The sequence below is a fragment of the Ruegeria sp. YKSD163 genome (genome assembly GCF_059612905.1).
The window spans coordinates 33,952-43,410 of the sequence record NZ_JBXWRM010000026.1; the positions used below are offsets into that span (position 1 = coordinate 33,952).

7 protein-coding genes and 2 pseudogenes are annotated in these 9,459 nt (G+C 64.7%); all 9 read right to left on the bottom strand.

Going from position 1 to position 9,459, the window contains the following annotated elements; all coding sequences use genetic code 11:
• Positions 1 to 6 precede the first annotated feature (6 nt).
• Positions 7 to 1,551 carry an AMP-binding protein gene (locus AC2FNA_RS21860; protein WP_496830210.1) on the bottom strand — a complete coding sequence of 515 codons (1,545 nt, stop codon included), beginning with the start codon at positions 1,549 to 1,551 and terminating at the stop codon, positions 7 to 9.
• Positions 1,544 to 2,050: a (2Fe-2S)-binding protein gene (locus tag AC2FNA_RS21865; RefSeq protein WP_496830211.1), complete on the bottom strand. Its 507-nt coding sequence runs from the start codon at positions 2,048 to 2,050 to the stop codon at positions 1,544 to 1,546. Before AC2FNA_RS21865 ends, AC2FNA_RS21860 begins: the two co-directional genes overlap by 8 nt.
• On the bottom strand, positions 2,041 to 2,856 hold the full coding sequence (locus AC2FNA_RS21870) for an FAD binding domain-containing protein (protein WP_496830213.1): 816 nt from the start codon (positions 2,854 to 2,856) through the stop codon (positions 2,041 to 2,043). The genes AC2FNA_RS21865 and AC2FNA_RS21870 overlap by 10 nt, the downstream gene beginning before the upstream one ends.
• Entirely contained in the window at positions 2,853 to 5,789 is a 2,937-nt protein-coding gene (locus AC2FNA_RS21875) for a xanthine dehydrogenase family protein molybdopterin-binding subunit (protein WP_496830214.1), read from the bottom strand. Before AC2FNA_RS21875 ends, AC2FNA_RS21870 begins: the two co-directional genes overlap by 4 nt.
• 121 nt (positions 5,790 to 5,910) lie before the next feature.
• Positions 5,911 to 6,777: an AraC family transcriptional regulator gene (locus tag AC2FNA_RS21880; protein ID WP_496830216.1), complete on the bottom strand. Its 867-nt coding sequence runs from the start codon at positions 6,775 to 6,777 to the stop codon at positions 5,911 to 5,913.
• A 174-nt stretch (positions 6,778 to 6,951) separates the two neighbouring features.
• Positions 6,952 to 7,089: pseudogene (locus AC2FNA_RS21885) on the bottom strand (IS3 family transposase); the annotation flags it as partial.
• Between the two features lie 388 nt (positions 7,090 to 7,477).
• A pseudogene (locus tag AC2FNA_RS21890) lies at positions 7,478 to 7,882 on the bottom strand (TniQ family protein); the annotation flags it as partial.
• A complete protein-coding gene (locus tag AC2FNA_RS21895) occupies positions 7,819 to 8,700 on the bottom strand; it encodes a TniB family NTP-binding protein (RefSeq protein ID WP_496830218.1) in 882 nt (293 codons plus the stop codon). The gene AC2FNA_RS21895 and the pseudogene AC2FNA_RS21890, both read right to left, overlap by 64 nt.
• Position 8,701: 1 nt before the next feature.
• A complete protein-coding gene (locus tag AC2FNA_RS21900; RefSeq protein WP_496830220.1) occupies positions 8,702 to 9,349 on the bottom strand; it encodes a Mu transposase C-terminal domain-containing protein in 648 nt (215 codons plus the stop codon).
• Positions 9,350 to 9,459: the final 110 nt, after the last annotated feature.

Genomic DNA, 9,459 nt, shown 5'->3' on the forward strand with positions numbered 1-9,459 from the left:
TTGAAATCATTCGTTTCGGTGATCCGATGCGCTGTCTTCGGATCGGTATTCGCCGGCCACCAACAAGCGGCGCAGCAGTTTGCCGACGGGTGATCGCGGCAAGTCGGCGACAAAGATCACCTGGCGCGGACGCTTGAAGGCAGCCAGGCCCGAGGCGCGACAATGGGCATCCAGATCGTCGGCCGAGACGCAGCCGTTTCGCTTCACAAAGGCTGCGACAATCTTGCCCCAGCGTTCATCCGGCAGTCCTACCACCGCGCATTCGCCGACGCCGGGGTGCAGCGACAGGCAGTTTTCGACCTCCACAGGGCTGACATTCTCGCCGCCGGTGATGATCATGTCGTCAACACGTCCGGTGACGAACAGGTCTCCGTCGGCATCTACCCGGCCCATGTCTCCGGTAAAATACCAGCCGGCGCGCAGTGACTTTGCGTCGGCTTCCGGGCGGCGCCAGTAGCCCTCGAAGGCCTCGTCACCCGCTAGCGTGGCGATGATTTCGCCCTCGTCGCCGGGCGTCACCCGCGCCTCGGGGTCGCCCAGTCCGGGTACCACGATGCGCAGGTCCTGGTTGAGGCCCGCCTTGCCGGCCGATCCGGGTTTTGCCGGGGCGTCCTGGTCCACCGAGAAGGTGTAGACCTCGGAGCTGCCGTAGTGGTTGACGAACAATTCGGGCTGGAAGGCAGCCTTGAGACGCTGGAGCAAGCCATCGGTCATAGATGCCCCGGCAAAGCCGAGCCTGCGCACCGAAGAAGTATCCGTCAGCGCAAAGCGCGGATGCATCAGCAGGTCGTGATAGAGCGTCGGCACCAGATAGAGGCTCGAAATCGCCTCGTCCTCGATCAACTCCAGCGCGCGCCCAACATCGAAGCGGGGCAGGCAGACGAACCGACCGCCCAAGAGCGACATCGCCAGCAACGACCGCACACCCATAGTGTGATAGAGAGGCATCACGCCCAAGGTGCGCTCGCCGCGCGGCATCAGGTTCTGCGCGACGTGGGCGACGGCCGCAGCGCGCTCGATCCGGTGGCGGCGCGGCACGCCCTTTGGGCGCGCGGTTGTGCCCGAGGTGTAGAACATCAGCGACAGGTCCTCGGGCCCGGCGCGCGGGGTCGGATCGGCGTGGCCTGTCTGCAAGGCCTCTGCCGTCGGCACGCCGTCGATCACGATGCCCGAAGCGATCCGCAGCATACCCGCCGCCCGCGCCGACGCACCGACCGCCGCCTGACTCGAAGCGTCGAAGACCAGGCCATGCGCCTCGGCGTTGTCGAGCGTGAAGTCCAGTTCCTCGGCGGTGATGCGCCAGTTGACCGGCACGATCACGATCGCAGCCATCTGGCAGGCCCAGTGCAGCGTCGCCGCGTCGGCGGTGTTCTGGAGCGCGGTGACGAGGCGATCGCCCGGCTTCAGGCCAAGCCGCTCGAGGCTATCGGCCAGGGCCGCGATGCGTGCAAGCCAGTCGGCATAGCTGAGGCGGGTCGCGCCGTCGACCAGCGCGATCGCCTGTGGATCGCGCACCACGGAGGCCAGGAAGCTGCGGCCGAGGTCAAGCATCGTTCGTCTCCGCTCGAATCAAGGCGGCCGCATCGAGCACGGCCAAGACGATGGGGTGATAGCCGGTGCAGCGGCACAGGTGGCCGGACAGGACCTCGCGGATCCGCGCCTCGTCGGGGTCAGGTTCGGTGGCGAGCAGGTGATCCATAGACATCAGGATGCCCGGGGTGCAGAAGCCGCATTGCAGGGCGTGGTGGCGCTGAAAGGCGGCCTGCAGCACCGAGAGCCGCCCCGGAGGCGTCGCCAGTCCTTCGACCGTATCGACCCGGCTGCCGTCGGCCTGCACGGCCAGCGTCAGGCAGGCTCGGGCCGGGGCGCCATCGATCAGCACGGTGCAGGCGCCGCAGACCCCGTGCTCGCAGCCGACATGCGTACCCATCGCCGCGAGGCGATGGCGCAGAAAGTCGCTGAGCAGCATGCGTGGCTCGGCCTCGGCGCTGACGGACCGTCCGTTCAACTCGATCGTGATGTCATGTCGTTTCGCTGCTGTCAGGCGCATGTTCGGGCCCTTTCGATAACATCCCGCCCGAGGCGACGTACCAGGTCGCGGCGCAGTCGGGCGCTTGCGTGCAGGTCAGTGCGTGCCTCGAGGGACCAGGCGCATTCGTTCAGCGCGTCGTCGATCTGTGCGGGGTCCAGCGCCGGCCAGTCCTGCACCACGGGGGCGTCATTGACACCGCCGATGGCGAGGCGGACCCCGCTGCCCGTCACCACCGCCGCGACCGCCACCAGAGCAAAGTCCCCATGACGGCGGCCGAACTCGGCGAAGGCTTGCGCGCCTGCGACCTGCGGAAAGCTGACCGCCTCGATCAGTTCGTCGTCGCGCAGGCTGGTCTGCATCATCCCGGTCAGGAACTCGACGGCGGGAACGACACGCGCCTTGCGTCCGCGGACATGCACTGAGCCACCCAGCGCAGCCAGCACCAGCGGGATTTCGGCCGACGGATCGGCATGGGCGACCGAGCCGCAGATCGTCCCGCGCGCACGGGTCTGCACATGCCCGGTCCAGGGTAGCGCCTGCGCCAGCAGCGGCACTTCGGAGGCCAGCGAGGGCCGGGAGAGAAGCGCACCCTGCCGGGTGCCCAGCGGAACAACAAGGGCGCCGCGCTCCAATCGCGGGGTCGATACCCCGGGAATGTGCATCACGTCGATCAGAAGCGAGGGGCGGACCAGGCGCATGTTGATCATCGCCATCAGCGACTGCCCGCCGGCCAGGATCCGTGCATCGGGTCCCTCGGCACGCAACAGCGCGGTGGCCTCGTCGATCGATGTCGCTCGGACGTAGTCGAAGGCGGCGGGTTTCATCGCGCTCCTCCGAACCATGCGCGGAACCAAGCGACCGGCCACGCGCGCTGCCAGCCCTGTCCGCCACCGGCGCGCCGGCCCAGCGCGGCAAAGAACTGCCCGATGACCATCTTCGCCGCCCCATCCAGCAGTCGGCCGCCGACCGCCGCGACCTTGCCGCCAATACGGGCACGGTAGCGATAGGCGATCTCGGTGCCGCCATCGTCGAGCGCGGTCAGGGTGACATGGCCGACCCCCTCGCCCGATCCCAGCGCCCCCGTGGCGCGACCGCTCAGCACCGCCGAGTGTGGCGGTGACAGGTCGGACAACGCCACCTCGATCCTGTAGCGCCCCTTGACCGGCCCTACGCCCAGCGTCACCTCGGCGGCAAAACGGTCGGGTGCCGGGCGGGTCACACCATGGGCGCCGGGGATGATGGCGGCCAGCTGCTCAGGATCCATCAGCATCTCCCAGACTTGCTGCGGGCTGGCCGAAACACGGGCCGTCCCGGCCCCCGCCAATCCGTCGCCGGCGTCGATCTCGGGCGCGCGCGATGGCGGGGCAGCAGGTTCGGGGCCCAGCAGGTCGGCGATCCGGGCCGGGGTGATCGGCAGCGCCAGGTCGACCCAGCCGGTCACAGGCCGCAGCGCATCGGCCACGGCGTTGGCGATGCAGACCGGGGTGGACATGCAATTGCCCTCGCCGACACCCTTGGCGCCGGTCGGCGTGACCGGCGAGGGCGTCTCGATGTGCAGGATCTCCAGCGGCGGAATCTCGTGGACGGTCGGCACCGGGTAGTCGGCGAAGGTTCCGGCGAGGAAGGCCCCGTCGGCGCCATAGGCGAACTCCTCGTAGAGCGCCGCGCCGACAGCATGGGCGAAGCCGCCGCGCACTTGGCCCTCGACCATTCCCGCGTGCAGAATGCGCCCGCAATCGTGCATGCTGACGTAGCGGTGAATCTGCACGGCGCGGGTCCTGGGATCGATCTCGACACCGCAGAAATCGAAGATGAACCCGTGGCAGAGCGACGAATTGATCCGGTCCTGCGGATCCGGTGCGGCCAGGGGCTCGGGCGTCCAGATGACCGTTTCACGGATAGCGCTCTCTCCGTTCGGCAAGGTTCCGGGTGCCCAATGGCTGGCCGAAGCGACGCGGGCAAAGGGGATGGGGGCGTGGCCGGGCGCGGCGATACCGCCCTGCGCAAAGACCAATGCGGCGGCATCGCCTCCGAGCATGGGCGCGGCGATACGAGCCAGACGGTCGCGCAGGCGCTCGGCGGCAATCTTGACCGCCCCCAGCGACGCGGCGGCGAAACGGCTGGAGTAATTGCCGGCGGCGATCGACCAGGCGTCCTTGGCGGTGTCGAATTCACTGACCACCCGCACCCGGTCCGGACTCAGCCCCAGCACCTCGGCGACCAGACCGGCGGCCACCGTCTGGTGACCTTGCCCCTGCGGGACCGAATCGATCTTCACCGTCACCGATCCCGTCGGATCGACGCCGATCGAGGCCACGGACTGGGCGCCGTTCTTGGGTCCGGCCTTGGCGCGTTCCGAAGGTGTGAGAACCGTGGAAAGATACCCCATGTTCGACACCGAAGGCTCGACCACCGCCGCATGGCCGATGCCGAACAGCCGCCCCTCGGCCCTGGCCTGCGCCTGCTGCGCGCGCAGGGCATCGTAACGGCCATCGGCCAGCGCCAGCTCCATCGCCCGGTGATAGTCGCCGCTGTCATAGGTCGCACCCGAGGCGGTGCGATACGGAAAACCCGGCACCAGATTACGCCGGATCACCGCAACCGGATCCAGCTCCAGCTCCTGTGCGATCCGCGCCATCAGCCTTTCGAGCGCAAAATAGACCTGCGGCCCGCCGAACCCCCGGTTCAGGCCGGTAGGCGTCTTGTTGGTCATCACCACCCGGTTGCGGATCGCCAGATGGGCGATGTCATAGGCGCCGCACATGTTGCCGTGCATCCGGTAAAGCGTCGCGGGCTCGGGCGCGCGGACATAGGCGCCGACATCCTCGATCTGGTCCCAGTCCAGCGCCGTCACCCGACCATCGGCCTCGACGGCTGCGCACAGGGTGGTCGTGCGGGCCGTGCCGCTGACCGAGGCCGTCAGATGCTCCAACCGGTCTTCGATCCATTTCACCGGGCGCCCGGCAAGACGCGCGCAGCCTGCCATCAGCACCATGTAGGGAAAGACACCCTGCTTGACACCGAAACTGCCGCCAGACTGTGGCGGCGTGCGCAGGCGCAGGCGGTTCCCCGGGACCTTCAGAGCCCGCGCAAGCACTGCATGGATCGAGAACGGCCCCTGGAAATTGGCGAGGATGTCAAAACCTTCGTCCGGGTCGTGGCTGGCCACGACACCATAGGTTTCCATTGGCGTGCATGAGTTGCGCGGGTAGTGGACACTCACCGAGATCCGGTGCGGCGCCCGCGCCATGGCGGCCGCCGGGTCGCCGTAGGCAAAGCTACGATCCGATGCGACATTGTGCCCAAGCTCATCGTGCAGGACGGGGGCCGACGGCGCCAGTGCGGCCTCGATCCCGGTGACCGGTGCCAGCGGTTGATAGCTGACCTCGATCAAGTCTAGCGCATCCTCTGCCAGATATCGGCTTTCCGCGAGAACCACGGCCACCGGCTCGCCGACATAGCGCACCCGCTCCACGGCCAGAACGCGGCTTTCGACCGCCACCTTGACGCCGACCAGAAGCGGGTCGGTCACCGCCGCCAATTCGGCTCCGTCATGGACGGCGAAAACCCCGCGCAGGGCCGCAGCACGGCTGGTGTCGACCTTCAGGATCCGGGCATGGGCGTGCGGGCTGCGTAGGATGGCCGCGTGCAGCGTGCCAGCGGGCTCGGGCAGGTCGTCGACAAAGCGCGCCCGGCCGGTAAGCAAAGCCGGGTCCTCGACCCGCAGCAGTGCAGAAACTTTGCCGGCTGATGCCACGCCTTCCCCTCCCATGGCCCCATACGGGCCTTGGGCAGAACTTGCGCTGTCTGGCCGGTGTTAACCCATGGGGAGGAATCCCGGATTTTACCGAAACGTCTCAAATCGCGACATCCGTCTGCTAGAGGCGGAAGGCCTCGGCGATGTCGCCGATCCGCACGATCGAGCGGAACTGGGTGGGCGCGACCCCGGTGTGATCGCGAAAGAAGCGGGTGAAATGCCCCTGGGTGGAGAACCCCAACCGCTCGGACAACTCGCCGAAACTCATGTCGGTATTGGTCGAGGCATGGACCGCCTGTTCCAGCCGGACAACGTTCAGGAACACCCTCGGAGGCACTCCGGTCGAACTCTCGAAGACCCGGAAGAAATTCGCCCGGCTCATCCCTGCCGCATCGGCCAGCCTCTCCACGGTGTCGATCTGACCGGGCGTGGTGCGGATCATGTCGATGGCCTTGCGCACGCGCCAGTCTACCGATTGCATCCGAGCGGCTTCGCTCAACGAGGTCCCGACGCTGCGCCACTCCGTGAACCGCTCGATTACCGCGATCATCAAATCTCCGAGCAATCGTTCGTGATCGGCGATCGCCGTGGGCGCGTGCACCATCGAGGTAGCAAGGTCGCGCGCCAGCTTGCGGATCTGCGGCGTGATCTGTCCCTTGCTGCTCGGGAAGAACCCCCCCTCGCGTGCGGCGATCCAGTTATCTCTGAACGAGCCCAGCCAGGCGGGCTCGATATACAGCGCCAGGATCAGCGTTCGCGGTGCATCTGGAACATGCACGTAGGCATGCGGCGTCCATGCGTTGACGAGAACGACCTGCTCATCGGTCAACTCGGCAACGCTGTCGCCGACCAGAAACCCGGTATCGGCCCCGTCCACCTTGATCAGGACATGGCAATGCGGATGCGCATGACGCACGAGGCTACGATCCATGTCGAGCAACGCGACACGGCCGAATTCCCCTGTTCTGATACGCAATGCCTCGGACATCGCGAAACGATAGCAAAGTAAGGCAAACTGTCAAACGGCTTTGTCTGTCCTGCCCCCATCGGGTGCTCAGGTTTGATTATTAGGTGTTCAGTCCCGGCATCTGATGGATCGGATCGAGGATAAATCGATCCGGCTCTGTTGTTCAGATTTTGCAGATCAGGTGCCCCTAGTTTCCTAGACACCTGCCTGTTCCAGTTTCTGCTGTCTGGTCTCGAAGTCAACGGGCGACAGCATGCCGTTGTTCGTGTGCTTGCGCTTCGGGTTGTAGTAGAGCTCGATGTATTCGAACACGTCTCGTCGCCCGCCTTTGCGCAATGTGGTCAACTGCGGCAAGCAGACGTGGCTCCTTCTCGAAAGTGCGCAAAAGAGCAACCTTTGCATAGTCGTCGATGCCGGAGCTTGAGATGGCGGCTTTGATCAGTGGACGAGATCGGGCTGCATCAATGGCAGCAAGGCAAAACAGCCTCACTTCCGGTTTGTGGTTCTGAAGAGCAAACAACGGCCCCCCGTGGCAGCCCTTAAGTGACATGGCAAAGGTGACCGTGCGCATTGCGCGCCGAAGTTGCTTGGGGCTGCGTGATCGCGCGGCGCACTCAAGCATCCCTGCCCCGCGGCGCGCTCGGTAAATCAGTTTGTCGGGTATTTGTTCGTCACCTGTTTTGCCAAGGGTCTGCACAAGTCTCGTCCCGCAAACCTGACAGTCGAATGCCCAGGCCCGCCTCCAATGCCTGAGCGAAAGGCCCTCTCGGGAGCATTGCAGACAATGCTGGAATGGCATCTGGGCCGTCAGCGAGGCTTCTCGTGGCGTCATTGCCGGAAAGGTCAAAGACCGCACGACATCTGGGGCGACACGTGCAGCGCTCGCAATCTTCTCTGCCGCAGCCGCGTCGATGCTGAAGTCCAAGGCGGTGCCATACGTGGTATCGATTTCGATATGAGCCAGCAGTTCGGCATCATCACAGTAGTTGGCCACAGCTAACCGAGACAACCAACCTGACAACAACTCGTCTGGCAACGGTGCGACAGTCTTGGGCAGCGGCTTCACACGCCGGACTTCGCGAGCCGCCGATGGGCGTTCGCATGGCGCGACCAAACCGGCGTCCATTTTGCGATTGCGTCATCGGTGATGCATTCCTCACCGGTGACAATGGCGTCGATGGAAAGATCCTTGATCACGGCGAAGATGCGCGAGGTCACCCCGCCGGTTAGCGCAAGTATCTGCTTGAGTGACTTGACCTTAAGATTTGATTTCTTATCGAGGGGCATTGCCGCGATGAGTGTCTGGATCATGTCCGAGAACTCGGCATCATCGCGCCAGTTTGGCGGGTGATGTTCGTCCAGCCGCCTGGCAAGTTGGATATCACCACGGATGGCATCGACAGCCTCGCTGACCCCAAGGCAGACCAGCGACACTTCGAGTTCATTGCTGAGATACCGCAGAACATTGAGAAAGCGGCGCTGTTCGCGGTGGGTCCCGGCCAAGAGATTGTGAACCTCGTCGATCATGATCATCCGTAGGCCAAGGTCGCGCAGGAGCGCGATGACGCGGACTTCGAGGGAAGCCACATTTTGAGCGCGGGCGCTCAGTGCCGTCGCCGGGGCGCCGACGGCGGCCAGGATGTGCAGGTAGAACCGCCGTTCGTCAGGTGCGGGCGGCGCTTGCAACAGCAGAAGCGGTGTGCGGGTGATGCCTGACGCCGGTTCGTATTCTGGTGCGTACTTGCGCGACAGGTTGCGGGCGATCATCGTCGTTCCGATCCCGGACACACCATGCACAAGAAGCCCGGGCACACGAGTTTGCCGTGGCGCTTCGATCATGCCCTGCAAACGATCCAGTACTTGTTCGGCCCGCGGAAAGCCGATCCAGATGTCCGACTGAATGAGGGCGATCCGGTCGTCTTCTTCAGTTGTACCTGCCCTCAATTCACCATCTCTCCACCTTGAACAATGGGCGCGATGTATCACCAGTGTCGATCGGGCGCAGCCCTTCGGTTGACGAGACGCCCGAGTTGGCGCTCTCCAATGTCCCTTTTCTTTCACGGGTTCTGCGTTCGGCCTTCGTCAGGCCCCGGCTTTCAGCTTCGATCTGGCGTTGCTGTCGGATCAGCTCAGCCAGAACCAGCTCATTGGACCCGGACTTGCCAAGGGCCCGAGCCTTCCTCATGGCTTCGCGATATTCCCAGAGCGAGACGGGCGGAATTTCCAGGTTTCTGTACCGCGCCTCAACATACCGGCCATCGCCCAGTTCCACCCAGATCATTGAGATATCACGAGGATCGTAGCGAACGACCACCTTTCCATCCCCGCGCCCGATGTGGCCTGCAAGGGCATCGGACCAGTACCTTATCTGGAACAGATGGATGCCGTCACGCCTGATCTTGCGCAGTTCGCTCGGCAGGAAACTCACCTGAAAGGCTTCGATATCAAATGGGATGTCGCCCGTCATTTGCTCTGAGAGCGCCTCCCATTTGGCAACGGGCGTGCAGCCAAGACTTGAATGTATTCTGTTGTTGTAACGGCAGATTTCCAAAGCAAACCAACGATCGAATTCGCTCAACGTCATCGTGGCCATGTCCTTGAGCACCGCGTTTGCAGGCAAACGGATGGCGTAGAATCAGCCCGCCTCTTCCAGCCGCTCATTGATCGCGGGGATCGCTTAGGCGGCATCGGCTCGGAAGAACC

What these genes read in the sequence shown, in the direction of transcription:
- AC2FNA_RS21865 (WP_496830211.1), bottom strand. Translation starts at nt 2,050, where the DNA reads ATGCGCCTGACAGCAGCGAAACGACATGACATCACGATCGAGTTGAAC.
- AC2FNA_RS21900 (WP_496830220.1), bottom strand. Translation starts at nt 9,349, where the DNA reads ATGGCCACGATGACGTTGAGCGAATTCGATCGTTGGTTTGCTTTGGAA.
- AC2FNA_RS21860 (WP_496830210.1), bottom strand. Translation starts at nt 1,551, where the DNA reads ATGCTTGACCTCGGCCGCAGCTTCCTGGCCTCCGTGGTGCGCGATCCA.
- AC2FNA_RS21880 (WP_496830216.1), bottom strand. Translation starts at nt 6,777, where the DNA reads ATGTCCGAGGCATTGCGTATCAGAACAGGGGAATTCGGCCGTGTCGCG.
- AC2FNA_RS21870 (WP_496830213.1), bottom strand. Translation starts at nt 2,856, where the DNA reads ATGAAACCCGCCGCCTTCGACTACGTCCGAGCGACATCGATCGACGAG.